The sequence below is a fragment of the Xaviernesmea rhizosphaerae genome, from assembly GCF_001938945.1.
Taxonomy (GTDB): Bacteria; Pseudomonadota; Alphaproteobacteria; order Rhizobiales; family Rhizobiaceae; genus Xaviernesmea; species Xaviernesmea rhizosphaerae.
The window spans coordinates 13,490-39,761 of sequence record NZ_MKIO01000016.1 but is presented as its reverse complement, the minus strand read 5'-3'; the positions used below and the strand labels follow the sequence as shown (position 1 = coordinate 39,761).

18 protein-coding genes are annotated in these 26,272 nt (G+C 59.8%); 9 read left to right on the top strand and 9 right to left on the bottom strand.

Annotation, left to right across the window (positions count from 1 at the left end; translation table 11 throughout):
- The 5 genes from BJF92_RS00950 to BJF92_RS25685 all read right to left on the bottom strand — a co-directional run.
- A partial coding sequence (locus BJF92_RS00950) for an ATP-dependent nuclease (protein ID WP_075632903.1) occupies window positions 1–1,847 on the bottom strand: 1,847 nt, incomplete at its 3' end.
- 977 nt (window positions 1,848–2,824) lie between these two features.
- Window positions 2,825–4,129 (bottom strand): McrC family protein, encoded by a 1,305-nt coding sequence (locus BJF92_RS00945; RefSeq protein ID WP_075632902.1) that lies wholly within the window; start codon window positions 4,127–4,129, stop codon window positions 2,825–2,827.
- The gene (locus BJF92_RS00940; protein ID WP_075632901.1) at window positions 4,129–6,606 is read right to left on the bottom strand and encodes an AAA family ATPase; all 2,478 of its coding nucleotides are present in this window, start codon (window positions 6,604–6,606) and stop codon (window positions 4,129–4,131) included. The genes BJF92_RS00945 and BJF92_RS00940 overlap by 1 nt, the downstream gene beginning before the upstream one ends.
- A 266-nt stretch (window positions 6,607–6,872) precedes the next feature.
- Complete coding sequence (locus tag BJF92_RS00935) at window positions 6,873–10,391, bottom strand: DUF3427 domain-containing protein (RefSeq protein ID WP_075632900.1); 3,519 nt, start codon at window positions 10,389–10,391, stop codon at window positions 6,873–6,875.
- Window positions 10,392–11,361: 970 nt separating this feature from the next.
- Window positions 11,362–11,775, bottom strand: coding sequence for a hypothetical protein (locus BJF92_RS25685; RefSeq protein WP_075632899.1), 414 nt, complete (start codon window positions 11,773–11,775; stop codon window positions 11,362–11,364).
- 283 nt (window positions 11,776–12,058) lie between these two features.
- Here BJF92_RS25685 and BJF92_RS00920 point away from each other — a divergent pair, with 283 nt between their 5' ends.
- The 9 genes from BJF92_RS00920 (at window position 12,059) to pcaD (ending at window position 20,580) form a co-directional block, all read left to right on the top strand.
- On the top strand, window positions 12,059–13,240 hold the full coding sequence (locus BJF92_RS00920) for a muconate/chloromuconate family cycloisomerase (protein WP_075632898.1): 1,182 nt from the start codon (window positions 12,059–12,061) through the stop codon (window positions 13,238–13,240).
- 13 nt (window positions 13,241–13,253) lie between these two features.
- Window positions 13,254–13,544, top strand: coding sequence for a muconolactone Delta-isomerase (catC, locus tag BJF92_RS00915; RefSeq protein ID WP_075632897.1), 291 nt, complete (start codon window positions 13,254–13,256; stop codon window positions 13,542–13,544).
- 56 nt (window positions 13,545–13,600) lie between these two features.
- Window positions 13,601–14,539: a catechol 1,2-dioxygenase gene (catA, locus tag BJF92_RS00910; protein ID WP_075632896.1), complete on the top strand. Its 939-nt coding sequence runs from the start codon at window positions 13,601–13,603 to the stop codon at window positions 14,537–14,539.
- Between the two features lie 117 nt (window positions 14,540–14,656).
- Window positions 14,657–16,015, top strand: coding sequence for a Rieske 2Fe-2S domain-containing protein (locus BJF92_RS00905; RefSeq protein WP_075632895.1), 1,359 nt, complete (start codon window positions 14,657–14,659; stop codon window positions 16,013–16,015).
- Window positions 16,012–16,500, top strand: a complete 489-nt coding sequence (benB, locus tag BJF92_RS00900; protein ID WP_075632894.1) for a benzoate 1,2-dioxygenase small subunit — start codon at window positions 16,012–16,014, stop codon at window positions 16,498–16,500. The genes BJF92_RS00905 and benB overlap by 4 nt, the downstream gene beginning before the upstream one ends.
- 39 nt (window positions 16,501–16,539) lie before the next feature.
- A complete protein-coding gene (gene benC / locus BJF92_RS00895) occupies window positions 16,540–17,571 on the top strand; it encodes a benzoate 1,2-dioxygenase electron transfer component BenC (protein ID WP_075632893.1) in 1,032 nt (343 codons plus the stop codon).
- Entirely contained in the window at window positions 17,568–18,356 is a 789-nt protein-coding gene (gene benD / locus BJF92_RS00890) for a benzoate diol dehydrogenase BenD (protein WP_075632892.1), read from the top strand. The genes benC and benD overlap by 4 nt, the downstream gene beginning before the upstream one ends.
- A gap of 37 nt (window positions 18,357–18,393) precedes the next feature.
- Window positions 18,394–19,722 (top strand): MFS transporter, encoded by a 1,329-nt coding sequence (locus tag BJF92_RS00885; protein WP_075632891.1) that lies wholly within the window; start codon window positions 18,394–18,396, stop codon window positions 19,720–19,722.
- A 66-nt stretch (window positions 19,723–19,788) separates the two neighbouring features.
- The gene (gene pcaD / locus BJF92_RS00880; protein ID WP_075632890.1) at window positions 19,789–20,580 is read left to right on the top strand and encodes a 3-oxoadipate enol-lactonase; all 792 of its coding nucleotides are present in this window, start codon (window positions 19,789–19,791) and stop codon (window positions 20,578–20,580) included.
- Between the two features lie 39 nt (window positions 20,581–20,619).
- Here the strand turns inward: pcaD and BJF92_RS00875 are convergent, their stop codons facing one another.
- The 4 genes from BJF92_RS00875 to BJF92_RS00860 all read right to left on the bottom strand — a co-directional run bounded on the left by BJF92_RS00875 (window position 20,620) and on the right by BJF92_RS00860 (window position 26,040).
- A complete protein-coding gene (locus BJF92_RS00875) occupies window positions 20,620–22,140 on the bottom strand; it encodes a carboxylesterase/lipase family protein (RefSeq protein ID WP_075632889.1) in 1,521 nt (506 codons plus the stop codon).
- A gap of 140 nt (window positions 22,141–22,280) precedes the next feature.
- Window positions 22,281–23,417, bottom strand: coding sequence for an NAD(P)-dependent alcohol dehydrogenase (locus BJF92_RS00870; protein ID WP_075632888.1), 1,137 nt, complete (start codon window positions 23,415–23,417; stop codon window positions 22,281–22,283).
- Between the two features lie 11 nt (window positions 23,418–23,428).
- Window positions 23,429–24,892, bottom strand: a complete 1,464-nt coding sequence (locus BJF92_RS00865) for a benzaldehyde dehydrogenase (RefSeq protein ID WP_075632887.1) — start codon at window positions 24,890–24,892, stop codon at window positions 23,429–23,431.
- A gap of 209 nt (window positions 24,893–25,101) precedes the next feature.
- The gene (locus BJF92_RS00860) at window positions 25,102–26,040 is read right to left on the bottom strand and encodes a LysR family transcriptional regulator (RefSeq protein WP_075632886.1); all 939 of its coding nucleotides are present in this window, start codon (window positions 26,038–26,040) and stop codon (window positions 25,102–25,104) included.
- Window positions 26,041–26,272 lie beyond the last annotated feature (232 nt).

Below are 26,272 nucleotides of genomic sequence, written 5' to 3'. Positions count from 1 at the left end.
TGCGCGCATACCTTCTTCTCAAGCATATGCATCGCTGCAACCGTTATCTTTTGGTTGTGATTTATGAGTCCTGAGCCTAGGTCGAGTTGGCTGGAGTAGAAGACATTGTTGAAGCGAAGCCATGACATCCAGAAACCAACTTCGATCCCTGTAAGAGAGTCCCATTCCCCAGCTTTTCGGGGGCGAGGAAGTGGCGGTGCATTCACACCGATCTTCTCGAGCTGGTCTGCCGCGTATTTCAATCGCCTCGGCCCAGCTCCTGAACGTCCGAGATCGTAGTCAAGAAGGGTTACATAAGGGATCTTTAGACCGTCCAGCAAACGCCAGAAATGATTGACATGTCTGCCTCCCAGTGGAACGAAGGCAACAAAAGCTGGATCCAGATCCATCTCGGGATCGAGTGATCGCGCGAGTCGTGGTAGCACAATTTCTTCAGAGCGCCCCTCGCCCAGTATCACCAAGCGGGCAAAATAGAGTTCGGGATGGCTCGCGACCGCTTCCTGGATAAATTTTCTGGCGTCAGAGTCGGCTCCAGGCAATGGAATCTCCTTCACGCGAGACGTAAGCGTGAGTGGATCCTGACGTACATAGCGCACCTGGTTGGGATCCACCCTACGCAAAGCGCTGGCTGAATGCGTCGTAAGAATCGCCATGACGGATTCGCTCTGTGCCTGCTCCCGCATCAGGTTGACCATTCGCGAGAGGTAGAAAGGTGCCAAGTGGTTTTCAGGTTCCTCAAGCGCAATAACCGTGAGCCAGGGCCGCGCGACTTCAACGGCGAGGAATCCCTCTGGCTTCGTGCGGGTAAGTTCGTCATCAAGCTTGAAAAGCGTCACAACGATCGCGATGTAGAACAGTGATGCTTGCCCCTCGCTAAGTTCTTGCACAGACCTGTGTCGCCCACCAGGTCCCGGTCCGAGCGTTAATGAAAGCTCGCGAAGCGCCCGCTGAAGCTCCCGAGCGAGGACAGTTAAGCGAGGAGATCGAAGGTGACGACCTTCAAAAAGCCGGCCCCAGTTTATTGAAAGTTCTTCGCTGATCTTTTTGATGGCGGGCATGGCGTCAAACATGTTCTGCAGGGTTTCCCACTGCTTGGCCATCGACGCTCGACCGCCTTCCCAGTCCCCATGACGTTCAAGCCAGTTGAGCATTTCTCGAAGAGCGAGCTTCAGTATCGCATTACTGTCTCGTGTCGCGGGAAGGTATCGGATCTGGAAGCGCCGGCGATCGTTAGCAGAGAAGGGAAGCTTGGCAATGTCACGTTCTCCGAACGGCACGTCATCCAGGCTGGTGATCCAGAACATTTGCGAGCTAATATCGTCCTCGTCCATGCCGTAGATCCAACGCGCCTCCAATCGAATCCTTGCTTTGAGAGGTTGGCCGGGGCCGGATGATGACATCGCCCGAAAGATTTCGGGCACTGAATCCGCCTTGTCCTCATCAATTCCATCGCTCAGTTCGGGAAATGCCAGTATGACTTCGATCTCAATCTCTCTCCTGTCGACGGATCGAATCTGATCATCCGGCAGGCCAAGCTCGCCCGACCGATCGTCAAGCTCGTATTCCGAGCTTGCATTAGCATCCTCGACCGTACCAGGTGTTTCATCTGGGCCGAAATGGACGTCCTCACGCGTCAAACGACGGTCTTCCGCACGGGTTGCAAACAGCTTCTGTAGGGCGGCAATTATCGCCGTCTTTCCGGCCCCGTTTGCGCCGACTACCGCGGTGAGTGCAGGATCGAATGAAATGGTCTGCGCTTCATCTCCAAAGCAACGGAAATTCCGAAGCCTCAAACTCTCAATATGCATAAGACCCTCAGCGAACTCAGTTGACGTCAGCGATTCCATACAACCACCTAAAGCAGTGGCATGCAATTGAACGGGGATACAACTCGAACTGGCGGGGGAGTCGGATGATCGGGCAAACTCTTTCGTTGCTTGGACTGTCAATCCCTCGGCTTAGTCAGGGCCTATTTTGTCCGCGCTACGGACGTGGCAATATTTATGAAGCTACGGCGCTTTCAGAAGCTCCAGTGAACGGTGCGAACCACAGACTTGAGGGCGCGTCGCTTCCGCGCTCTGAGTGAGGGTACGGCACAGCGCCGATGATAGGCCGAACCCTTTTGGAGCTCGAACACCAGCGCGGCGAAAATCCGGAGGCGGCTCTGAGTTGACGAACGTGCTTAGCTCAGCGGCGCGCATGGCCCGGACACGAAGGGCCGGAAGCCGCCTGACAGCACTGCCGCATGGCAACTGCATCAAGTCCGAAGAGGGGTCGTGAACCAATCAATGTCGGTGGATCCGCGAGCCTGGACCTTTCGCCCAAGAGCGCCTTCTGCCCTGACCCGAACCTAGGCAGCACATCAAGGGGCGGCGACGCGAAGTCGAGACAATGACGGCGAATCCTGGCAAGGAAAGGTTTCGGGATGTAAGTCGCCGCCTCGAACGGCTGAAATGAAGCCATAAAGTGCCGGGCACTTTATGGCCGTCTCACCGCAAAATTGAGGTCCGCAAGCGGAAATTATTGCCGCTGGCCCGCCCTGTTGACTGATACCCAAAGTCAGGGCACAAGGATGGCATCCACGGTCGCTCACGATGGGAAAACAGAGGGAATTTCGAGACTTTTACACTAAGTCATTGAAATCATGTGAGAATCCAGGTCTCCCAGGGAAGTCTTTTTCGACCGATTTTTCGATCCAAATTGGCGACCATCTCCCGCATCGAAAAGTGGCGTCTTGTCAATAAGTTGGGCGATCTCGGTCGCAGTTTCTTCGGCTATCCGTCGCGTTCGAGGATGGCTGATGATGTTGGCTGGGGACCCCTGTTCAACTGCCTCCGAAAACGTTTAAAAGGAACTTGTCTCTCAGGCGCGCCGCAAGATCCTTCCCGTTGGCCACGTCGACGCTGCCGGTCTCGATTACCGTCTCCTGACCCGTGATCCGGAACTGCGCCTGGACACCCTCATTCGCGCCCAGCCCATTGTGATGGGGATAGAGCAGAGTCAGCTTAGGTGACTTGTAGAGATGAGCGTACGCCATCATCTGGTAAACATCACCCTGAGAAACACCCAGCTTCGGATCATCAATCCGCGCGGATATCCGTTTCCATTTCGTGTCGATCACATGGGCTACCTGTCCACCCCGCCAGATCAGGATGTCGGGCTTGGTTTGAAACAAGGCGCGGTCGTTCTCAACAGAGGTGAGACAGAAGAGCCGCCCACCCTGCAGCGTAACGCGGAACTCGGTTCCGGCGAGAGCGCGCGTGACCAGTCGTCCGACATACTCCTCAAAAAGGGCGTTCATTTCGAATAGGAGGGCACTCCCTTGTCCCGAGCCACTGCTAGTTGTCTGGTATCGACTACGCAAGAACAGTTGTGCCATGCCGAACAGATCCTGCCAGGCGCGATTTGTCCGGTCGATGATGACCTCTCGCCATCTCAGGGCTGGCACCGGGACATCTGAGATATCGGCATAGACGAAGGCCAATTCGCGAAGGCGCTGCTGATTAGCCGGACTCCGCGACGTCCTTGACACATGCGCCACGGCTGCCTTCATGATTTGGTTGAGCGCGATGTCTTGTGATAAGTCATCGAAGCGACAAGCGAGGCGTCCGGGGTTCAAGGCATGACGAGTAAATTGACGCGGCACATCGAGCGTGCCGCGCAGCGCTGAAAGATCTTCCTCATGACCGAGATAGCGACGAGGCATGCCGCGGCGGATCGCTTCGGTCAGCTTGTCACAGAATAGCCGGATCAGGATCTCAAGAAGGGTCTCGCGCTGCCAGTCGAGGTCTGTGATCCGCCCTATTTCGATCTTCAGATCCAATGCGACCGCGAGCATATGGACGAGACGCTTGCGGATCGCAGCGTTCTGCCGCTCCGCCCCTTCTGCTTGCATAACGTCGATCTTTGGGAGGATTTCGAGACTGCAACCCTGCGCAGCAATCACACCCACGACACCACGGGCCCGTAGCTCGTGCCGCCGATCCTCCAGCACACCGCCGCCGCCCCGGCCGGCAAAAGGCGAGGTCTTCGTCAGAGCAACCAGCCGACTAGCAAGATGTGCTGGAATGGAGCCCTCCCCGTCGCCATGGGGCAGCGTATCCCACTCCCGCACAGTGTAGGACGGCATCAGACTTCAAACTCCGAGAAATCGAACGAGTCTTTAACGCGCCAACGTAGCTTTTCGTCGGAGAGGTCGTCTTCGGCAATGCTCGCAGGAGCGGCAAGTCGCCGTGCTTCCAGAAACCGCGGCCGGCCTTGCCCGGTGTCGCCCAGAACGGCGGCAACCTTGGACCAGTCCTCGTAGAAATACTCCGCCAACAATGGGATCACTTTGTGGCGCATCACCTCCTCGACATCGCCACGTGTTGCGCAGCCGGTAAAATAGGCGTGGCCAATCTGATGCTCCCGATCGAAGAGAAACTCGACCCGGTCGTTGATCGTGGTCAGGAGCTTCCGCAGATCAATCCCTCCCGTATTTGTGGGAAGGACCAACGGGTTAGGCATCAGCTCACAGAACGTGAACCGGCGGCGCAATGCGGTATCGAGAAGCGCAATGGACCGGTCGGCCGTGTTCATGGTGCCGATGATGTGGAGGTTCGCTGGAACCGCGAAGGGTTTCTTCGAATATGGCAACACGAGGCGGATTTCGTTCGGCATACCCAGCCGCTTGTCGGGCTCCAAAAGCGTGATCAACTCGCCGAAAACCTTCGAGATGTTCGCTCGGTTGATCTCATCGATGATCAAAACATGATCCCGTGCCGACTGATTTGCACGAGGTGTCTCATCACCGAAAACAATTGCTTCCAGGGCGTCCCAATCCACCAGTGACTGATTGAGCTTGTAAACTGAATGACGTCTGAAACCTCTGGCGTAAAAGCGGCTTCGTTCTGCTCCGGCGTCTTCTCGCCAAAGCCACTCTACATGCCGCCGATGCGGATGGAATGCTGCCTCGGGGTCGTAGAAATATTCACCAGTGACCCTGCCAAACGCCTGCATTCGATCACGTCCATCAGAGACCACGACATAATCACCAACCTGCATGTCCGCCCTGAAAGAGAAGGTGATTACGATGTTTCCATCGTGGCCGGTCGCGTTGGGATCCTTCTTTGCTCTCCATTCAGATTGTATTTCATCAAAATCGTCGAAACGTTCATCCGACCAGTCAATGTCACCGCCCCAGCCCACATGGATGAGGTTGTTGTCTAGGCCAAATCGAATCCGGTAACGGTCCTGCTCAATTTGCCGATTCCCGAGTGCGACCTTGAACACGCGTGCAGAGCGCTCAAGCCTGTGCGGGGATCCTTCAGCAACCTGATCGAGCCGCGCGCGCTCGCTGATTCGCTTGAAAACGCCGTCATGGGATTTCAAACGAAAACCGGTGCTGACTTCAACATCCTCGGGCCCCTCGCCGGCTTCATCGCCGGTGCTTGGCCGAAGGCCTTCGACAAATTCCTCGTAAGACATAGACTGGTGGAAGGTGACGAACTCGATCCTTCCCTCGCTGACTAAGCGTCGATACTCGACCATCAGCGCGTTACGCTTCTCGCCCCCCTGAAGCGCCGCTGCTACCTGTTCCCCAAGACAAAGCCGGACGGCCTCCCATGCGGTGCGGTAGGTCTTGCCTGTGCCAGGTGGCCCATAGAGAATCAAGTTGGTTGCTGAACGCGTTGAGGCTGTACTTTCTTCTGTCACGGTGGCCGCCTTCGCTTGTGATGCGAGCTTGTAGGTGAAGATGGTGGAGCTGCTGGGGTTCGGCTCGGTATGTATTGGCGGTGGCACCTGAGCCAATTGCTGAAACTTCTCGCCTCCGAGAGCTTGGCAGATATTAGGAAACGCATCTTGCAGGCCCATGGTCGCGGCGAGATCGCCAGCTCGAACGGAAACCTCAGTCGCGCCCTGTTCCCGTGCCGGCTCGATGAAGTAGTTCAGCGCACAAAGCCGAATACGGTCGGCGCCTCGCAGCACATGTTCTTCCTTTGGTATTTCGGAGGGCGTGTCATCACCGTCGACAATGATGAAACCGCTGTTATGCAGTAGTGAAACCGGGCCGCTCGGCTGGTTCCAGCCACCGTGAATATCGGTCGTGCCCAAGAGAAACGCCACAATGGGCTTTGTGGGGTAGAGGCGGTTCTCGCGACCGCGGGTAGAACGCACCCAATAATCTCGCGGCTCACCAAAAGCACTGAAGATCTCCGCATGGGCACCGCGGCTCCGAAATGCTTCGAATGCATCGCAAGCAGCTTCTATGGCAGCGCGTGAGAAATTACTTGGCTGCACGTTAGTGCCGCCCTCCGGCGGAATTCCTAATTCCTGAGCGATCTCTGGATCGAGCTCGTACCGAACGAGTTTCTGAGCCCCAAACGTGAGGTAGTTGACTGAGCCACCCGAGAACCCCTGGCAGCGAGCCGCAAGCCCATCGATCAACATAGCGCGCGCTACTTCCAGCCAATGTTCTGTGTGAATGGCTTCGTCGGCCCGGTTGCTGGCGCCCTTCGGCTTTATTTTGAAGATCGATCTTCCTGTTCCGCCATCCCGTACGGGTCGATACGGCAGCCCTTCGCGATCGTAAAAAACGAGCCGTCTGTCTGGGGTGAGCAAGGTCATCTATGGGTCTCCAAAAGCACGCGGCGTGTTTACCAGACTTATCTGCTCGTTTGCATTACCATTCACCTCGCGGAGCCCCCGTGGTCCGAAGGTAGAGCCGGCCATTTGACACGCAGTACCGCGGAGTTGATCCGGCCAATGAAAACAGGAAACTGATGCCGCGCCATATCTCCTCCGCCAATGAAGCGGTGATGGAGACAAGAAAGGCCCCTCTTATTACCCTGACGCACCCATTTTGTCTGACTGAACTGGAACGGCGCGATCGGTCAGACCTTCACTTGTGACAGAAGCATCGATGGCACCGCCTTACGTAGTCGCCATGTCACCGTAACCGGCATCTCGCCTGTCCAGGTTACGAAGTCCACCTCGCCACAGTAGATGAATGGTGCCGGCTTGGGTCCGATCTTCTTCGTCTTGCGAACCAGCAGATGGATGTGAAGGCCCCGCGCGCGATGGTCGCGGATCATCTCACCATGCTTGGACGCTTGCTTGGTCCTGTTTTGGCTTTGCCATGAAAATTCCGTGGCAGAGATGAAGTGATCGGCATAGCGGTGCTCGTCGAGCATCCCCTCCTTCTCTAAGGTGACCAGCAGGAAGATATGAGGCGGTTTTGGCACGAAGCCCGCGTTCCACGTCGCCTGATCGAAGGTCAAGCCGAAGGCTGGAGGGATGGCTTCGCGTGAATACCGCTCCCAAAGCTGAAGGCCGGCTTGTGCCTGGCTTTGGGCACCCATTGGCTCTATACGCCACGTATTGTTTTGGAAACGGAGCCGGACACGATCGCCTTTGCCAGGCAGTCCGGCATCGTCGCCGAACCATCCGCGCAAAATCGTAGGCAACTGGTTGGACGGCTCGCCGGCTCTTCGGACGACGTTGATTGCAATCTTGCCAACTGTCGCCACCATCGGCTGACCACCGACGACGACATCCAAGGGACCTTCTGCTAACTGGGCCGCACCGGACGTCGTTGGGAGGAACAGGATAGGCAGTCCGCTCGTGTTTCGCGCGACGCGGCAGACGGCGTCCGCCAGCTCATTGTGACCTCCACTTCTGCTCAGATATTGCGCGAGACGCCAATCGAGGATTTCCTGCAGCAGATGGCTAAAGGTCTCCCTGTTCCTCGGCGCTCTCGCGAACCCGAACAGCTCTCCTTCCAGAACGAAATAGGGCGTGCCGTTGCTGTCCCGCAGCTTCGTCAGGACATCTATCGGAAATTTGAGTAGCACCGCTCTAAGCGCTTTCCGATCCGCGAGATCGACAGAGAAATCCTGCTGGAGCTTGTGAATGCGGAAGGCCAGCCGCGCAACGCGCCCGACAATCTCATCAACGGTGCAGCGATCCTGCACGGTCTCCCCGTCGAACAGTGCCAACATCGTCATGAGCTTGTAGCTCCGGGTCAGTTCGGTTTTCTCCATTTCCCGGAAGAAATCCTCGTGCTCCAACCAGGTCGCTCGCTCCAGATCGTCCAACCCGCGCATTCGTACCACGAAGCCGAGCCAGGAGCGTTCGCTGCTGCTTCTCGGATTGCTGCCGGAATGAAAAACCTCCGACGCTGTGGGCCGGACGCCATGCCGCTCCAAGAAGTCGCGGTAGAAATCTTCCAGCGCATTCTCGGTACTGGCCGGTTTTACCAGCATGCGCAATATGTCGATCGTCGCGAGATCGTAGGTCACTTCGCAACCGGTTGGCAGACTAATCTGGTCGCCTTGGAGCTTTTCCAGAAGTTCTCGGATGTGGCCGCTGGACGACGCATCAACATTCGCAATCGAGGCGATCGCGCGGAGCTTCGTGAGGAAGATGCGATGGTTGCCGATATAGTCGATGACGACGAGACGGTCTTTGTTCGCAGACTTTCGCAACCCACGTCCGAGCTGTTGCAGCCAGATGATGGTCGATTCGGTCGGGCGTAGCATCAATACGGTGTCGATGCTCGGGACGTCGACGCCTTCGTTAAACATGTCTACGGCAAACACCACGTCCAGTTCGCCCGCTTCCAGTCTCTGCAGCGAAGTAGCCCGCGGTGCAGAATTTCCGCCGGCGTGAACGGCAACAGCGGAGACGCCCTGCTGGTTGAAGAAGTCGGCCATGAAATCGGCATGCGTTTGGGAACAGCAGAAACCGATGCACTTCGTCCCACCTCGCAAGCGATACTGTTCGAGCGCGTTCTGCGCGCGCGCTTCTGTAGCGACGGCGGCGGTAAGCTCGGTTAGGTCGAACTGGGCACTACGCCAGGGGATATTCCGGTAATCGACATTGTCCGGGACACCGAAGTAATGAAAGGGGCAGAGATGCCCGGCTTCAATCCCTAGATGGACACCGGCCTGGAAGACGAGGTTCTCCTGGCAAAGACCGAGGAGATCAGCTCCATCGCTCCGCTCGGGCGTCGCGGTTAGACCGAGGAGAAACTGTGGTTCGAAGTAATCGATGATGCGGCGGTAGGTCGTCGCTGCTGCATGATGGAACTCATCGATGACGACATAGTCAAAGGTGTCCGGTCGAAATTGCTTGATCTGGTTCACCTTGCCGAGAGTTTGAACGGAGGCGAAAAGGAGATCGGCATCCGTGTCCTTGTAATCGCCCGACAACCTTCCAATCCGAGCTGTCGGTCGCACACGTCGGAATGTCTCGATCGCCTGATTGAGTATTTCCTCGCGATGGGCGACGAAGAGGATGCGACGATATTCGAGGCGATTGCTGTCAAAGGCCGCCAGCCAAGTCTTGCCAAGACCGGTAGCGAGCACAACGAGGCCCGCAGTAAAACCGTCCTGCCGCGTGTGCTCGAGCGCTGCGAGGGCCTGCCGTTGGATGGCGTGTGGTTCGGGAGGGGGCAGCGGCAGCTCGTATGCCAAGCCAGCATCTTTGAAGCCTAGCGGATTTCTCCGGCTTTCATAGCGGTTGATCCACTCCGAGGTGACGGAGACGGCACTATAGGAATCAAACAGGTCTTCGAAGCCATTGGTGATCTGGGGGAAGGCCGATCGGTCGTGGCTGGAAATGACCTTGTAGTTCCACTCGATGGATGTGGTCAGCGCCGCCTCTGACAGGTTCGAACTGCCGACGAATGCCACGCCCTCCTTGCCCGACAAAAAGATATAGGTCTTGAGGTGAAATCCTTGTGCCGCAGCCTCGAAGACTCGGAAAGTCAGATCCCCGTCGAGATCGGCTAAACGCCGCAGCGCCATCGGCTCCGTTACGTCCATGTAGTCGCCGACGAGAATTCGGGCTCTTCCGCCACGGGCTAAAAAATCTTTCAGATGCTCGACGATCAGTCTGGCCCCGCTGTCAAGCAGAAATGCTACTGCGATGTCGCAGGCGTTTGCCTCGTCCATATGCATGATCAGATGGGGCAGAAGGTGGTCGCTTCCGCCAGTGATCAAGCGCTTCAACGCTCCGGTGCTGCTCACTTCCTGGGCAAGGTAGTTGGCCTTGTGCGGGATAACGTGCCTGACGCCGCCTCTCGGATCGTCGACGTCACCCGTGTAGCGCGGAATGACGTGCAGGTGAAAATGGGAGACCGTCTGCCCTGCAGCTTCAGCTAGATTGAACCCGACGTTGTACCCGTCTGGCTTATGCTTTCGTTCGATCTCAATTTTTGCCCTGTCGATGTTCTGCCAGATCGACTGCTTCTCGTCCGCTGAAAGATCGTCCCATGTCGCCGCATGCCGTCGTGGAACGATGAGTAAATGTCCTGGCGACACCGGGAAGGCGTCCCACAGGGCGACGACTTGATCGTCCATAAAGGCGATGCGGCTCAGTTCGGCGGTGCAGAACGGGCATTGGATCATCGGCAAATTATGGGCCGCATCGCCGAAGCATCCCAGGATCGCTCATGCTTTTCCACACAATGATTTTTGAGGACCCGCTGCGTTTTTTTTGCACCTGGCTCAGGCGCCATCCGATGTGGAACCGTGAGGTGGAAGCGCGTTCAACCAAAGGAAGAGAATTGGGGCGGGTTCGACTCAAATTACTTGGCGCAAACTTGCCGACGCGCTGATCACTTCTGGGACGCGGCCGGAATGCAAGCTGTGAAGGGAGTGAGCGGTCGTTAACAAGGTGACGGCCACACAACAACTTTGCCTCAGGAGCGGAAATTATTGCCGGTATACCCCTCCTGTTGACTGAGGCCCAAAGCCAGGGCACAAAGGTCGCATCCACGGTCGCTCGCGGCAGGAAAACAGAGGGAATTTCAAGACTTTTCAAATAAGTCATTGAAATCATGTGAGAATCCAGGTTCCCCAGCCACTTGAATTTTCTCGTCTTTTCCCTTTGTGAAACTTGAACATGCGCGGCCATTCGGACGCTTATTTGGGAAGTTTTGTTCGCTCTTCGAGCTTCTTGATCGCGTTTTCACCGAGCCTTTCGTTTCGGTTGAGTTAACCGCTTTATTATGAGCGGCGATAAACTCCGGATCGCCCAGCTTTGCGGAAGCCTCGCCGCCCGTGTAGGGGTCGAGATCGAGCCAGCCGCGCGCCTCGTTCGGGTTGAGGACGCGGGCACTGACGAGCGAGGAAATCGCCGTTGCGCGGGCCGTGCGATCGGCGCGCGTGAGGTCGTCACGGTCAAAGAGGACACGGTCGGACGCACGCTCCTCCGGCGTGAACAGCGCCCGGCGCCGGCCGGCTTCCAGCAGGAGGAGCTAGGGATCGAGGCTGTGGACCAGGAACTCCCGGCCCATCTGTTTGCCGTTCGACCAGGTGGCGCGGTCCAGCTCTTAGAGCATCGAGGGCGGAACGCGGAATGCTCGGCCGATCTCGATCACCTGACCCGCATGAAGACGGGCGCAGGCTCGTCATCGTCGGACGCGGCGTCAGATCCCGGTTCGTCGTAATCGCCATCACCGTCCCCGGCGCGGGCAGCCCGGTCTTCCTCGAAGGGACGCGCAGGTCCATTCAGATTGATGCGCGACCGGGTCGGTGCCGTCACCTCAGGCGTCATGACCGCCGTGTCCGGCGGCGGTACCCTGTCGAAGCAAAGCGCCTTCAGTGTCTCCGCTTCGAGAAGCTGCTGGACACGCTGACCGAACCGTCGGCGCAGTTCCGCTATACAGCTCGCCACACCGTCGCTTTCAAGGAGATCGTCGATCTCCGACAGGGCCCAGACCCCGCTGGCATGATGATCGCAAGGACGGCTGGCGCCATCGACGATCGCCACTTCCACCGCATCGACCATCAGCCGTTTCTGGGTCTTGTAGAGCCAGTCCGGGCAGAACCATCGCCGCGGCCATCATCTTCACCTTCAGCTCCTCGAGCCTGCTCATGTCGCCATAAAACCAACTGTCGAGGATGTAGGCGGTGTGCCGGGCGCGGTTCAATTTGCGTTTGAGGGCGGCGGCGGACAGGCTCGCTGCCTCGCTCTGCGCATTGCTGTAATTCCCCCTATCATACCTATTGGGTATGGAGCGGAACCAACACGGTCTTGGACGCCGGCGGCGTCGCTGTGCATTATCCTCGCCATGAACGCGACCTTTCCTCCCCCATTGGCGGCGATTGCCGCAGCCCCGACGGTCGAGAGCATTGAGACAATGCTGGTCGACCTGCCGACAATCCGGCCGCACAAGCTTTCGGTTGCGACCATGACCGGCCAGACGCTGATGATCGTTCGGATCTGTTGCAGCGACGGCATTGTCGGCATTGGTGAGGGCACGACGATTGGCGGGCTTGCCTATGGAGGCGAGAGCCCGGAGAGCATGAAGCTTGCAATCGACCGCTATTTTTCGGCTGTCATGATCGGCCAGGATGCGAGCCGTGTCCAAGCGCTGATGGCCCGGATCGGCAAGATGATCAAGGACAATCGGTTCGCCAAGAGTGCTGTCGAGACGGCTCTTCTCGATGCGCAGGGCAAGCGCTTGGGGGTACCAGTCAGCGAACTGATGGGCGGACGTCGGCGTGACCGGCTGCCGGTTGCGTGGACCCTGGCTTCCGGCGACACGGGCCGCGATATCGATGAGGCGGAAAAGATGCTGTCTCGCCGCCGCCACTCAATCTTCAAGCTGAAGATCGGGCTGAGATCGGTGCGGGAAGATGTGGCCCATGTCGCCGCGATCAAACGTGCCATCGGCGATCATGGAACGGTGCGCGTCGATGTCAACATGGCCTGGACAGAGACGGATGCGCGTCTCGGTATCGCAGCGCTTGCGGGCGCCGGCTGCGAACTGGTGGAGCAGCCGGTGCAGTCTGCAGCCGCGCTCGGCCGTCTCGTCCGGCGCTTTCCGATTGCCCTGATGGCGGACGAATCCCTGCAGGGACCGGAAAGTGCCTTCGAGATGGCGCGCAACAACAGCGCCGATGTCTTCGCCGTCAAGGTGGAGCAGAACGGCGGCGCGTTCAACGCGCAACGGGTGGCCGCGATTGCCGATGCTGCCGGTGTCGAACTCTACGGTGGCACCATGCTCGAAGGGGCTGTGGGCACCATCATCTCCGCTCAGGTGTTTTCGACATTTGCCAATCTGCAATGGGGTACCGAACTGTTCGGCCCGCTTCTCCTTACCGAGGAGATCCTGGAGACGCCTCTCGATTATAGCGATTTCTCGCTGCTCGTTCCCTCCGGGCCGGGTCTTGGCATCACGCTGGACGAGGACAAGCTCGCACACTTCACGCGCGACGGGTCGCTCACCGTCACCCGGGCTGCCGATTGAGGAGGCGATCACCATGCTCTTTCACGTCAGAATGAATGTCGAATTGCCTCACGATCTGCCGGAAAAAGACGTGGCAGATATCCTGCAGCGGGAGAAGGCCTATTCGCAGGAGCTGCAGCGGACGGGCAAGTGGCGGCATATCTGGCGGATCGCCGGCCAGTACGCAAATATCAGCATCTTCGATGTGGCCGATAATGACGAGCTGCATCAGCTGCTCTGCGGCCTTCCACTTTTCAAGTTCATGGACATCCAGGTGACGCCGCTGCTTCGCCATCCCTCGGCTGTTCGTGCGGACGATAGTTGATCCCTTGCGTCCGGTTTCGCCGGGCGCGCACCAGACCCATGTGAGGAGGACATGACATGACTGTCACCATTTTCAATCGCCCCGACATTCAGGATTTCCTGAAGGTGTTGAGCGGCCTCGACCAGACGAACGGCAATCCGCGCGTCAAGCAGATCGTCCACCGGATCGTGTCCGACCTGTTCAAGGCCATCGACGATCTGGACATCACACCGGATGAATACTGGATTGCCGTGGCCTGGCTGAACGAGATCGGCGCAGCCGGCCAGGCCGGTCTCATCTCGCCCGGCCTCGGGCTCGATCACTTCCTTGACGAGCGCCTCGACGCCATCGACGAGGCGCTGGGCATCAAGAACGAGACGCCGCGCACCATCGAAGGGCCGCTCTACGTGGCTGGCGCGCCGGAATGTCATGGCTTTGCCCGTCTGGACGACGGCAGGGATACGGATGGCCACACGCTGATCATGCACGGCACCGTCTATGGTTCGGACGGCAAGCCGATGCCCGGTGCCAAGGTGGAAGTCTGGCACTGCGATACGCGCGGCTTCTATTCGCATTTCGACCCGACAGGCCAGCAGGCGCCGTTCAACATGCGTCGCACGATCATTGCCGACGACCAGGGGCGCTACAAGTTCCAGAGCATCGTTCCGCATGGCTACGGTGTGCCTCCGGGCAGCCCGACGGAAAAGCTGCTTTCCGCACTTGGCCGTCACGGCCAGCGGCCGGCCCATGTCCATTTCTTCATCAGCGCCGATGGTCACCGCAAGCTGACGACGCAGATCAACATCGCCGGCGATCCGCTGATCAACGACGATTTCGCCTATGCCACCCGTGACGGTCTTGTTCCGGATGTGATCGAGCGCACGGACGATGCCAGCATCAAGGCCAATGGCCTGAATGGCCCGTTCGCCGAGATTGTTTTCGATATCAAGCTGACCGCGCTGGTGAATGGCGTCGACAATCAGGTGAACGCCCTGCGCAAGCGCGCCGCTGCGTAAGCATTGGGCGGTCCAGCTTCGGGTGGACCGCCGTCTTTGCTCTCAAACGTCATCGACATCGTTGCAATGGATCGGCCGGAGAACGGCCGGAGGGCCCTCCGGGGCGGGAGAGAAACCATGTCCAAAGTAATCAACAAACACGCGGCCCTGCAGGATCTGCTGGCCAATGCCGTCGAGGATGACAAGCAGCGAGGCGTCTTCCGCTGTCGCCGCGACATCTTCACCAATCCCGACCTGTTCGAACTGGAGATGAAGTACATCTTCGAGAGCAACTGGGTCTATCTCGCGCATGAAAGCCAGATCCCTGACATCAACGACTACTACACCACGTCGATCGGCCGCCAGCCCGTCGTCATCACGCGTGACAAGACCGGAGCTCTGAATGCGGTCATCAATGCCTGCGCGCATCGCGGGGCCATGCTGTGCCGCCGCAAGCACGGAAACAAGGGCTCCTTCACCTGCCCCTTCCATGGCTGGACCTTCTCCAACACGGGCAAGCTTCTGAAGGTCAAGGACGAAAAGACGACGCAGTATCCCGAACAGTTCGGCAAGGACGGCTCGCACGATCTGACAAAGATCGCCTGTTTCCAAAACTATCGCGGCTTCCTCTTCGGCAGTCTCAATCCGGATGTCGCGCCGCTTGAGGATTTCCTCGGCGAGACCAAGGTGATTATCGACCAGATCGTCGATCAGGCGCCCGAGGGGCTGGAGGTGCTGCGCGGCAACTCCTCCTACATATACGACGGCAACTGGAAGCTCCAGATGGAGAACGGCTGCGACGGCTATCACGTCAGTTCCGTTCATTGGAATTATGCAGCCACGATGGGCCGCCGCAAGGAAGAGGGTACGAAGGCGGTCGACGCCAACAGCTGGAGCCGGTCGACCGCCGGTGTCTACGGCTTCGATAACGGCCATATCCTGCTGTGGACCAACACGATGAACCCGGAGGTTCGTCCGGTCTACAATCGCCGCGAGGAGATCAGAGAGCGACTGGGCAGCGACAAGGCAGACTTCATTGTCAACCAGACGCGCAATCTGTGCATCTACCCGAACGCCTTCCTGATGGACCAGTTCAGCACGCAGATCCGCGTGACGCGTCCCATCAGCGTCGACAAGACGGAAATCAACATCTTCTGCTTTGCGCCGAAGGCCGAAAGCGCGGCTGACCGGACGCTGCGCATCCGTCAATACGAGGACTTCTTCAACGTATCGGGCATGGGCACGGCCGACGATCTTGAGGAGTTCCGCGCCTGCCAGTCGGGTTATGCGGGCACTGCCGCGCTCTGGAACGACCTGTCGCGCGGCGCACCGCTCTGGATAGAAGGGCCGGATGAGAACGCATCCCGGATGGGCCTCAAGCCGCTTCTGTCGGGGGAACGCAGCGAGGACGAGGGGCTCTTCGTGCGCCAGCACGAATACTGGGCTTCGGTCATGCGCCAGGCCCTTGCGCTTGAGCAGGAGGGAGCCGCGGCATGAGCGCGACCTTGGAAAGCATCCGCGCCTTCCTCTACCGGGAAGCACGTTTTCTCGACGACCGGGACTGGGATGCCTGGCTGAACTGCTATGCGCAGGATGCCAGCTTCTGGATGCCGTCCTGGGATGACGACGACCGGCTGACGGAGGATCCGCAGAGCGAAATTTCGCTTATCTACTATCCGGACCGCAGCGGGCTGGAAGACCGCGTCTTCCGCATCAAGACCGAGCGTTCGGGCGCCTCGACGCCGGAACCGCGCACCAGCCACATGATCGCAAATATCGAGATTCTGGCGGAAGGCGAGACGGAGATCGAGCTTCGCTACAACTTCCACACGCTCAACCATCGCTACAAGGTCACCGACCATTTCTTCGGCGCCACCTTCGTGACGCTGCGTCGGAGCGGCGATGGGTTCCTGATTGCGGCGAAGAAGGTGGTTCTGAAGAACGACTACATCCGGCAGGTGATCGACATCTACCACATCTGACAGGAGCGGAAGGCTCGCATTGCCAAAGGAGGAGGATCTATGGCCAGCTATCGGATCGCACTGAATTTCGAAGACGGCGTAACGCGTTTCGTCGAATGCCAAGCGGGAGAGAAGCTTCTGGACGCAGCCTATCGCAGCCAGATCAACCTTCCTATGGACTGTTCGGACGGTGTTTGCGGCACTTGCAAATGCCGTTCGGAAGCTGGAAGCTACGATCTTGGTGATGACTATATCGAGGACGCGCTGAGCAAGGACGAAGCGTCCGACAGACTGGTGTTGACCTGCCAGATGCGCCCGACCAGCGATGGCATCGTCTCGGTCCCGACCCGATCTTCGGCTTGCAAGACGGGGCAGCAGAAGCTTTCAGCCACCGTGGCGAAGGTCGTTGCGCACAGTGATGCTGCCATCGTGCTGGAACTTGATGTGGATGTCGCCGTCGCGCCGCAGTTTTTGCCGGGCCAATACGTCAATATCGACGTGCCCGGCAGCAACGGCGCGACCCGGTCCTACTCCTTCACCACCGCACCGGGACAAAGCCGCCTCGGCTTCCTTATCAAGCGTCAACCCGGCGGGCTGATGAGCAGCTGGCTTGCTCATGCCAAGCCGGGGGACCAGCTGACCTTCACGGGGCCCATGGGGAGCTTCTATCTGCGCGAGAGGGCACGTCCGTTGCTGTTTCTTGCGGGAGGCACGGGGCTCGCCCCCTTCCTCTCCATGCTGGAGGTTCTGGCGCAAGGAGAGCCGGGCCCGCCGGTCCATCTCGTCTACGGTGTCACGCGGGATGAGGATCTCGTCCTGGTCGATGTCCTGGAAGCCTATGCCGAGCGCGTACCCGGTTTCAGCTTCACGACGGTTGTCGCAGACACAGCCTCGTCGCACCCGCGCAAGGGATGGGTGACGCAACATATGCCGCAGGATCTGCTCGCTGGCGGCACGGTCGATATCTATCTCTGCGGTCCGCCGCCGATGGTCGATGCGGTCAGGGCCTGGCTGTCACAGACGGGGATCACCCCTGGCAGCTTTCACTACGAAAAATTCACGCCGAACCTGCCGCTGAAGGAAAGCGCATGAGCACGCCCGTCTTCGAAGGCCGGTTTCGCGACAAGGTCGTGGTGGTCACCGGGGCCGCGCAGGGTATCGGCCTTGCGGTTGCCTCACGCGTGGTCTCGGAAGGCGGAGAGGTGCTCTTCGTCGATCGCGCCGAGATCGTTCGTGAGACTGTCGCTGACCTGCGCACCGAGCGGGCGGCAGCCTGCATCGCCGATCTTGAAACCCATGCGGGCGCCGAGACGGCAATGCGGCATGCAGCGGACGAATTCGGACGCATCGATATCCTCATCAACAATGTCGGCGGCGCGATCCGGATGCGCCCCTACGAGGCCTTCGAGCCGGGGCAGATCGAAGCGGAGATCCGCCGTTCGCTGATGCCGACGCTCTATTGCTGCCATGCCGTTCTGCCGCACCTCTTCAAGCGTGGGGCCGGCACCATCGTCAACGTCTCGTCCAATGCTACGCGCGGCATTCACCGCGTGCCCTATTCGGCGGCCAAGGGCGGCATCAATGCGCTGACCCAGTCGCTTGCCATGGAGGTGGCCGAACACAACATCCGCGTGGTGGCGACGGCGCCGGGCGGAACGGAGGCGCCGCCACGGCGCGTGCCGCGCAATGCCGAAGGCGATACGGCGCAGGAGCAGGGATGGATGCGTGATGTCGTGACGCAGGTGAAGCATTCGAGCTTCATGAAGCGGTACGGCACCTTGTCCGAGCAGGTCGCGCCGATCCTGTTCCTGGCGTCCGACGAGGCATCCTACATCACCGGGTCCGTCCTTCCGGTCGCAGGAGGCGACCTCGGCTGAGACGAATCCATTACGCAGACACTTGGGAGGAGTGACCATGCGCACGATCGATATCAATGAAGCCATAGACGTGGGGCCGTTCGAGCGTTTCCAGTGGAAGATTGTCGGCCTATGCGGGCTGCTGCTCATTGTCGACGGCTACGACGTCTTCGTGGCCGGCACCGTGCTGCCGAAGCTGATCGCCGAATGGGGACTGACCAAGCCTCAGGCCGGCGCACTGCAAGCCTGGGCGCTGTTCGGCATGATGTTCGGCGCGCTGATCTTCGGCCCGCTTGCAGACAAGTTCGGCCGAAAGAAAGGCATTGCCATCAGTTTCCTGCTGTTCACCACGGCAACGATCACCACCGGCTTTGCCCAGTCGCCGCAACAGTTCGAAATCCTTCGCTTCCTGGCCGGGCTCGGCTGCGGCGGGCTGATGCCAAACGCGGTGGCGCTCATGAATGAATATGCGCCGAAGCGGTTGCGCAGCACGATGGTCGCCCTGATGTTCTCGGGCTATTCGATTGGCGGCATGGTGGCGGCAAGCCTCGGGATCACCATCATTCCCGCCTTCGGCTGGCAGTGGATGTTCTTTGTTGCGGCAATCCCGCTCGCCATCCTGCCCTTCATCCTGTGGCAACTGCCGGAATCGCTCGGTTTCCTGGTCCGCCAGAACCGACAGACGGAGGCGCGGGCGATTTACGCCAAGCTCTATCCGGCTCAGCCAATCGGCGACGGCGACCGGCTCGTCTTCACCGAAACGAAAGTCACGTCGGCTTCGGTGGCAGAACTGTTCCGGCAGGATCGCGGCAGCCGCACGGCCATGGTATGGGTCTCCTTCTTCTGCTGCCTGCTGCTCGTCTATCTCCTGTCGTCCTGGCTGCCGAAGGTTCTCCAGGAAGCGGGATATGCCGAGAGAGCAAGTCTGCTCAGCCTATTCTCGCTGAACTTCGGTGGCATGGTCGGGGCCATTGCTGGCGGACGTCTGGGAGACCGATTCGGTCTGCCAAAGGTCGTGGTTTGCTTTTTTGCCGCGGCCGCTGTTTCGATTGCGCTCATCGGGACAGGCCTGCCGGCCAGCCTGCTATTCCTCAGCGTCTTCGTGGCAGGTGCCACGACGATCGGCACGCAGATCCTTCTTTATGCCAGCGTCGCGCAGCTCTACGGCCTTTCCATACGCTCGACCGGCCTTGGATGGGCGTCCGGGGTCGGCCGGATCGGCGCGATCGTCGGTCCGACCTTCGGCGGCTATCTGCTCGCGCAAGAACTGCCGCTCCAGCAGAACTTCATGCTGTTTGCCATCCCAGCGGTCGTCTCCACTTTCGCCATGACCGCATATTCCGTGCTCAGCACGCGCAAGGCCGCTCGCGAACTCGCGCCGGCGTAACAAGACCACCAGGGAGGCCCGGCGCCCGGGCCTCCTCTCTTCCGTCTCTTTTCGAAAGTCACGCAAATGCCGTATCTGGAACGACCGCATCATCGTTTGCACTACCGCGTCGATGCAAGCGGCCATGACAAGGCGTGGCTTGTCTTCTGCAACTCGCTCGGCACCGACCTTGCCATGTGGGACCGGCAGGCCGAGGCGCTGAAAGAGCAGTTCCACATCCTGCGCTACGACCGGCGCGGCCATGGCCTCTCGTCTTCGCCGCCACCGCCGTTTTCCATGGCCGATCTCGGTGCGGATGTCCTGCATTTGATGGACCATCTCGGGATAGAACGGGCGCATTTCTGCGGCCTCTCCATCGGCGGGCTGGTGGGACAGTGGCTGGCACTCAATGCGGCACACCGCTTCGACAAGATGGTGCTCTGCGCCACGGCAGCGCGGATCGGCACGACGCAATCCTGGACCGAGCGCATGAAGGCCGTTTCCGCCCTTGGCCTTACCCCCTTGCTGGCGGGAACGGTGGAGCGCTGGTTTACGCCTGCTTTTGTCGCCGAAGCGCCGGACGTGATCGAGGCGTGTGTTGCAGCCTTCCAGGCGACGTCGATCGACGGCTATGTCGGAGGATGCGCTGCCCTTGCCGACGCGGATTTCCACGAAAGCCTTTCTTCGATCTCCTGCCCTCTGCTGGCTATTTCCGGCGCGGACGACCCGGTATGCCCTCCGTCGGATCTTGAAAGGATCGCAAGAGGCGTTGCTAATGGATGTCACCTCAGCCTGCCGGGCCGCCACATCGTCAACATCGAATCCGCAGAGCGGTTCAATCAAGCGCTCTCTGGTTTTTTGGGCACGGAGACGGAGTGACTTTGAGCCTTCCAGGCAGGCCGCAGCTGTGAGCTCGCTTCAGGCGGGGCCGCGATAAGTTCCCCAGGCAAGGCGCCGCTCCTGCCGCGGGTCGCCCTCGGTGCGATCCTGATGGTCAACGATCCTGGTCATGCGGGTGGCTGTGTCATAGCGCTCCCAGTCCGGGCTCTTGCCATGTGCAAATTCGGTAAAAAGGGTGCGAAAGCGGTGGCCGACAGCTTTCGATCTGCGGCGAGAAAACAGATCGAGGCGGCCCAGTTCGCCTTCTCCCGTCGTACCAAACACCATCGGCAGATCAAGGCCGTGGGTTGCCTCGCTAAAGACGAGGCGCGTCAGCGGGGTCGCATAGTCGAAACGGTAGAACCAGCAATCGGCATGCTTGGAATGGCCCTCTGCAATTTGCAGAGCAGGGAGCCAGAAGGTGAAGTCGCCGCCGATATCGATGGCGCGTTTCTTCGACGGAAAGCCTCGATAGACATCTGCGATGCGATCTCGAAAACTGCCGGTGGCCGTCTCGGCAAACATGGCTTCCAGCCGGCTTACCCTTGTGGAAATAACAGGCAGCGCCTTGTCCAGCATGGCGCCTTCCCGAGACATGGTTCCGATGACGAGAGGAATCTTCATGGCCGAGCCTTCCTGGAAGGCTTCGATCGGATGCTTGGGCAGGATATTGCCGTCGATGACCGGCGAAGAGGGCAGCATGCCCGGATATTTGTCCGGCGCGATGCCGTAATAGTATTGGCTGGCCGCCTCGATCAGGCGTGCGCCATCCTCAGTCTTCAACGCATGGTTCGTGGCCTCGCAGTTGTCGGGGTCGACACCCAGAAGGCTGACCAGATCGCGGGCGAAAAGGGCATGGCGGTCGCTGCCATAGACGCTCAGCGCCGACGGGCTCATGGCGAAGGCGCGGTGGAACAGGCCTTGGGCGGCCGGAACGCACATCAGGTAGGTGACACAGGCCGCGCCGGCGGACTGGCCGAAAATCGTCACACGGTCAGGATCGCCGCCAAACGCCGTGATATTTTGCTGAACCCATGTCAATGCAGCGATCTGGTCGCGCAGACCCAGGTTGGTGTCGATGGGAGATCCGGGCATCCCCCAACGGCTGAAGTCGGCAAAGCCGAAGAGGCCGAGCCGATAGTTGAAGCTGACATAGACGACGTCGCCGTCCTCGACAAGATGATTGCCGCGATAGAGCGGTGAACGGGAGCCGCCCAGCGTGAAGCCACCGCCATAGATCCAGACGACGACGGGCTTCAACTTGCCCGAAATCTTTAGCGGGGCCGATATGTTGAGCGTCAGGCAGTCTTCGGACATTGGCGTGGTTGCGCCCGCGCCCCCGATGGGCTCGAAGCCTCTTTTCTGAAGAGGCAGCGGGCCAAAGCTGTCGGCGTCCCGCACGCCTTCCCAGGCAGAAGGTGGTTCCGGCGCTCGAAAACGCAATGCCCCCACGGGCGCTGCGGCGTAAGGAACGCCAAACCAGGTGCGCACGCCGTCACGGCTTTGCCCCTTAACCGGGCCGGAACGGGTTTCTATGGTCAGGTCATCACATTGGGTCATTAATCGCTATGCTTCTTTCGCTGGAGGTGCCACCGTCCGGGCCGCATGGCACCGTTCTCAACGACGCATGGACCTATTGGCACCGCAGCCCCATCCTGCGGCGAAGATCGTCGGATCCCGCCGACAGGATGGGGAGGTCATTATGCCGGGATGTCCCCGATCTTCAGGACAGCCTTGAGAGTCACGCCACTTTCGCTGTCCTTCACCGCCTCGTTGATCTTGTCGAACGGATAGAACTTGATCAGCTTGTCGAAGGGAAAACGTCCCTGGCGGTTGAGTTCGATGAGCTGCGGTATGAAGATCTGCGGAACGCTGTCGCCTTCAACGATGCCGCGAATGCTGCGCCCCAGCAGGAGCAGGTTGTTGATGTCGAATTCGGCCTTGGTGCCGAGTTTCGGTGCGCCGATGACGCCAATCGTGCCGAGCGAGCCGAGGCATTCGATCGCCTGTGCCAGAACCTCGGCACGCCCGGTGGTTTCCAGAGCGAAATCCACGCCGCCGCCGGTGATGTTCCGGACGGCCTCGACCATATCCTGCTCGCGGCTGTTCACCACATGGGTGGCGCCCAGTTCCTGTGCGAGTTCAAGCCGCGATGCCACGACATCGACAGCGATGATGGTCGTGGCGCCCACCGCTTTTGCCGCCATCACGGAGCTCAGGCCGACGGCGCCGGCGCCAAAGCTTGCGAAAGCGGTTCCCGGCCCAACCTTCAGCGAGTTCATCACCGCCCCTGCGCCCGTCTGGATGCCGCATCCGAGCGGGCCCAGCATCTCCAGAGGGGCATCCTTCGGCACCTTCACCGTATTGCTTTCGGTTGCAATGGCATAGGTCGCAAAGGAGGACTGGGCGAAGAAGTGGTCGTGCAGCGGCTTGCCATCCATGTCCTCGATGGCGGTCTTGCCGTCCTTGTCGGCGCCGCCGAAGTTGAGGCCGAAGAAGTTCTGGCAGTAGCAGACATGACCCTGCGCACAGAGGTCGCAATGGCCGCAGGAGCCGAAGGTGAGAACGACGTGATCTCCTGTCTGCAAGGTCGCGACGTTCGGGCCGACCGCTTCGATGATGCCGGCCCCTTCATGGCCGAGCACGGCAGGAAGCGGAACCGGATAATACTGGTCGCGCACGATCAGGTCGGTGTGGCAAAGGCCGGTGGCGACGATGCGCACGAGCACTTCTGTGCCCTCGGGCGCCCGGATGCGCCCTTTTTCCAGCGTGAAAGGCGCGCCTTGTGCCCGGGTCACGGCGGCGGTGATTTCGGTGCAGCGGAAAGTCTGGTTCATCTCTCTTGACCTTACAGGGGATAGGCGGGCGCTTCGGACTTGACCGTGACCCATTGCCATTGCGTGAATTCTTCCCAATTGGCGGGGCCGCCGATGCTGGTTCCGTTCCCGGATGCGCCGACGCCGCCGAAGGGATTGACGACCTCGTCGTTGACTGTGGAATCGTTGATGTGCAGCAGCCCGACGCGAAGCTTCTCGCCAAGCGCCATCGCCCGGCCGACCGAGCGTGAGACGATGGCGGCCGACAGGCCGTAATCCGTTGCGTTGACGAGTGCGGCCGCTTCGTCATCCGTATCGAAGGTGGTGACGACGGCGACGGGACCGAAGATCTCCTCCTCGAAGGCGGGATTGCCGGGCTTTACGCCGGTGAGCACCGTCGGCTCAAAGAACAGACCGTTGCTCTTGCCGCCGGTCTCCAAAATGGCCCCTGCCTCCACGGCAGCGGACACGGCCTTCAGGGCGTGATCGACCTGCACCTGATTGATGAGCGGGCCCAGCGCGACCTGACCGGAGGCGGGGTCGCCGACGGGCAGACTGCGCGCATGCGCGGTCAGGCGACGGGTAAACTCTGCGGCAACCGCAGAGTGGACGAGGACGCGCCCTGCAGACATGCAGATCTGGCCCTGGTGCAGGTAAACGCTCCAGACTGCATTCTTCACCGCAAGGTCAAGATCGGCATCGTCCAGCACGACGAAGGAGTTCTTGCCGCCGAGTTCCAGCGAAACCTTCTTGAGATTTCGGCTGGCGGTTTCACCCACCTTGCGGCCGGCGGCCGTCGAGCCGGTGAACTGGATCATGCCGATGTTGCGATCTTCGCACAAAGCCGCCCCTGCCGCGCCGTCTCCCGGAAGAACGGACAGGCAGCCGGTGGGCAGGCCGGCCATCTCGAAGAGGCGCGCGATGACCTGACCACCGCTGATGGACGTGCGGGGATCCGGTTTCAGCACGACGGCATTGCCGACGGCGATGGCCGGCGCAACCGCCCGCATGGCCAGATAGAGCGGAAAGTTGAAGGGCGAGATGACACCGATAACGCCGATCGGCCGACGACGGGCGATGCTGATGCGGCCCGGTGCAGAGGGCAGAACCTGGCCCGTTGCCTGGGAGGGCATGGCCGCGGCCTCGTAGAGCGCCTTGATCGTCAGCGCCACTTCGAAATGAGCCTTCGGATGAACGGAACCGGATTCGCGCACCAGCCAGTTGGCGATCTCATCGGAATGGACTTCCGCAATGCGCGCGGCGGCGCGAAGAACTTCGGCGCGTCGCTCATAGCTGGTTTCGGCCCAGGCCGGCTGCGCGTGCCGGGCCGCCTCCGCCGCACGGCTCACCTCCTGCGGGGTTGCCATGCCGACGCTCGCAAGTTTTCTGCCCGTCGCGGGCTCACAGACATCACGAACGAACGTCGAGGGTCTCCAGCCCCCTTCATAGACGTGACCGTCCAAGTGTTCCTGTTGAAGGAGTTGGGTTTCCGGCACGCTTTTCCTCCCTTTTGCCGTCAGGGCGAGGACAATTATACCGTCTTCCGCCGGGTTTGCGCCGGGGCCGTTCGGTCTCCTCACCGGCTGACATGCTAGCGCCGGAGCGTGCTTCCAGCCAGAACCGTTCAAGTATCAATTCATACCTTTCCGGTATAGCGTGCGACCGGACGCTCTTTAGCCCGTGACTGCCGACATCCGGAAATGCCTCAGGTATCGTCCTTGTCGAGGCGCACACTGGATAGCTGGAGCCAAGGGGGATTATCCGCATACATCTCGCGAATGAGCTGTTTGATCGCCTCTGTCCGGCCGCGGACATCGTCTCGCCGGTAGCTCATGATGATGGGCGAGGTGGCGTTTTCATCCGCGACCATGCGGTAGACGACATCATCCGGGCGCTGACGTTGGGAGGCTGCCGGGATGATGCATATGCCGGCGCCAGCCGCCACCATGCCCAGTGCCGTCTGGATCTCGCGCACTTCTTCGATGCCCTGAAGGCGCACCCGGATCTCCTCGAAAAGGTTGAGGACCTCGTCCGCGAAGCTCGGTCGGGGCATGGAGGGGTAGACGATCAGCGTCTCTCCGGCGAGATCGCGAAGCGCCATCGGCTCTGTCTCGCCAGCCCTGGGATGGCCAAGCGGCAGAGCGACGACCAGCCGCTCGTCCCGGAGTGTCAGGCGCTCCACCTCCTTGTCGTTGAAGCGCACCCGACCGAAACCGATATCGATATGGCGCTCCTTGAGCGCCACGATCTGCTCGGTGGACATCATTTCGCGGATCTCGATGTCGAGATCGGGCCAGTGCTGGCGCATCCGCCGAACGAGATCGGGAATGCCTCCGTAGAGCGTCGAGCCGACGCATCCGATGACGAAGCGCTCACGCTGCGATTTTCCGATCCTCTGCGTCTGATCGCGCACATGCTCAAGTCGCCTTAGGATCTGGGATGCCTGCTCCAGGAAAAAGCCTCCCGCCTGCGTGAGGGTCAGAGGCCGCTTCGTGCGATCAATCAGGATGACAGCCAGCTCCTCCTCGAGCTGTTGTATCTGCCGGCTGAGGGGTGGCTGGGCAATGTGCAGGAGCTTGGCAGCACGCGAAAAATTACGCTCGGTTGCAACCGCTACGAAATACCGAAGTTGGCGAACTTCCATGTTTTAACCCTTCATACCGCCCAATACGCGCGGCGGGCGCCCGGAGCTTGCGATGTCGATCAGCAATGTCTGGAATAGGGTATCGGTTAGTCCTTCGTTTTCATATAGCAGCTTCACATAGAACAGGTCGCGAGGATGCTGGGGGACTACCACAAGTCGGCTTGGAAAAGGTCTATGCGCAATTATTAGCCATCATTGCGCCTGCAGAAAATTTATGCAAATTTAGCGTCGC

What these genes read in the sequence shown, in the direction of transcription:
- BJF92_RS25685 (WP_075632899.1), bottom strand. Translation starts at nt 11,775, where the DNA reads ATGGTCGATGCGGTGGAAGTGGCGATCGTCGATGGCGCCAGCCGTCCT.
- benB (WP_075632894.1), top strand. Translation starts at nt 16,012, where the DNA reads ATGAGCGCGACCTTGGAAAGCATCCGCGCCTTCCTCTACCGGGAAGCA.
- BJF92_RS00885 (WP_075632891.1), top strand. Translation starts at nt 18,394, where the DNA reads ATGCGCACGATCGATATCAATGAAGCCATAGACGTGGGGCCGTTCGAG.
- BJF92_RS00870 (WP_075632888.1), bottom strand. Translation starts at nt 23,417, where the DNA reads ATGAACCAGACTTTCCGCTGCACCGAAATCACCGCCGCCGTGACCCGG.
- catC (WP_075632897.1), top strand. Translation starts at nt 13,254, where the DNA reads ATGCTCTTTCACGTCAGAATGAATGTCGAATTGCCTCACGATCTGCCG.
- BJF92_RS00935 (WP_075632900.1), bottom strand. Translation starts at nt 10,391, where the DNA reads ATGATCCAATGCCCGTTCTGCACCGCCGAACTGAGCCGCATCGCCTTT.
- BJF92_RS00860 (WP_075632886.1), bottom strand. Translation starts at nt 26,040, where the DNA reads ATGGAAGTTCGCCAACTTCGGTATTTCGTAGCGGTTGCAACCGAGCGT.
- BJF92_RS00920 (WP_075632898.1), top strand. Translation starts at nt 12,059, where the DNA reads ATGAACGCGACCTTTCCTCCCCCATTGGCGGCGATTGCCGCAGCCCCG.
- BJF92_RS00945 (WP_075632902.1), bottom strand. Translation starts at nt 4,129, where the DNA reads ATGCCGTCCTACACTGTGCGGGAGTGGGATACGCTGCCCCATGGCGAC.
- pcaD (WP_075632890.1), top strand. Translation starts at nt 19,789, where the DNA reads ATGCCGTATCTGGAACGACCGCATCATCGTTTGCACTACCGCGTCGAT.
- benC (WP_075632893.1), top strand. Translation starts at nt 16,540, where the DNA reads ATGGCCAGCTATCGGATCGCACTGAATTTCGAAGACGGCGTAACGCGT.
- BJF92_RS00940 (WP_075632901.1), bottom strand. Translation starts at nt 6,606, where the DNA reads ATGACCTTGCTCACCCCAGACAGACGGCTCGTTTTTTACGATCGCGAA.
- benD (WP_075632892.1), top strand. Translation starts at nt 17,568, where the DNA reads ATGAGCACGCCCGTCTTCGAAGGCCGGTTTCGCGACAAGGTCGTGGTG.
- catA (WP_075632896.1), top strand. Translation starts at nt 13,601, where the DNA reads ATGACTGTCACCATTTTCAATCGCCCCGACATTCAGGATTTCCTGAAG.
- BJF92_RS00905 (WP_075632895.1), top strand. Translation starts at nt 14,657, where the DNA reads ATGTCCAAAGTAATCAACAAACACGCGGCCCTGCAGGATCTGCTGGCC.
- BJF92_RS00875 (WP_075632889.1), bottom strand. Translation starts at nt 22,140, where the DNA reads ATGACCCAATGTGATGACCTGACCATAGAAACCCGTTCCGGCCCGGTT.